This window comes from Ruegeria sp. BHSB056 (assembly GCF_059613305.1).
This window is the reverse complement of sequence record NZ_JBXWSG010000200.1, coordinates 1-1,186: the sequence shown is the minus strand read 5'-3', so window position 1 is coordinate 1,186 and position 1,186 is coordinate 1. Positions and strand designations below refer to the sequence as shown.

The window sequence follows — 1,186 nt, the reverse complement described above, 5'->3', positions numbered from 1 at the left end:
ATGACAAGGCGAAGGTGAGCCAGGAGTTCATCAACTCGGTGCAGGGTCGTGAGGACGGCAAGCTGGTGCTGGTGACGGCGATCAACCCGACGCCTGCGGGTGAGGGGAAGACGACCACAACGGTTGGTCTGGGTGACGGTCTGAACCGCATCGGCAAGAACGCGATGATCTGTATCCGCGAGGCCTCGCTGGGCCCGAACTTCGGCATGAAGGGGGGCGCTGCGGGTGGCGGCTATGCGCAGGTTGTTCCGATGGAAGAGATGAACCTGCACTTCACCGGCGATTTCCACGCGATCACCTCGGCCCATTCGCTGCTGTCGGCGATGATCGACAACCACATCTACTGGGGCAATGAATGCGAGATCGACACCCGCCGGGTCGCATGGCGTCGTGTGGTCGACATGAACGACCGTGCCCTGCGCCAGATCACCGCCAGCCTGGGCGGCGTGTCGAACGGGTTCCCGCGTGAAACAGGTTTTGACATCACCGTGGCGTCCGAGGTTATGGCGATCCTGTGCCTGTCAAACGACCTGAAGGATCTGGAAAAGCGTCTGGGTGATATCATCGTGGCTTATCGCCGCGACAAGACGCCGGTCTATTGCCGCGACATCAAGGCCGAAGGCGCGATGACCGTTCTGCTGAAAGACGCAATGCAGCCGAACCTGGTGCAGACGCTGGAAAACAACCCGGCCTTTGTCCACGGTGGCCCGTTTGCCAACATTGCGCATGGCTGCAACTCGGTGATCGCGACCAAGACCGCGCTGAAAGTGGCTGACTATGTGGTCACTGAGGCGGGCTTTGGCGCCGATCTGGGTGCCGAGAAGTTCATGAACATCAAGTGCCGCAAGGCGGGCATTGCGCCCTCTGCCGTGGTTCTGGTTGCCACCGTGCGCGCGATGAAGATGAATGGCGGTGTCGCCAAGGCCGATCTGGGTGCGGAAAACGTCGCCGCGGTCAAGGCGGGCTGCGCCAACCTGGGCCGCCATATCGAGAACGTGAAGTCGTTCGGTGTGCCGGTTGTTGTCGCCATTAACCACTTTGTCACCGACACCGATGCCGAGGTTCAGGCGGTGAAGGATTATTGCGCCTCTCATGGGGTCGAGGCGGTTCTGTCGCGCCATTGGGAGCTGGGCTCGGAAGGCTCTGCCGATCTGGCCCGCAAGGTTGTGGAAATCGTCGAAGGGGG

At 61.3% G+C, this 1,186-nt stretch carries 1 protein-coding gene; it reads left to right on the top strand.

The window, feature by feature from the left end; all coding sequences use genetic code 11:
• On the top strand, positions 1-1,186 hold a 1,186-nt coding region (locus tag AC2FND_RS20315), incomplete at both ends, for a formate--tetrahydrofolate ligase (protein WP_496771505.1).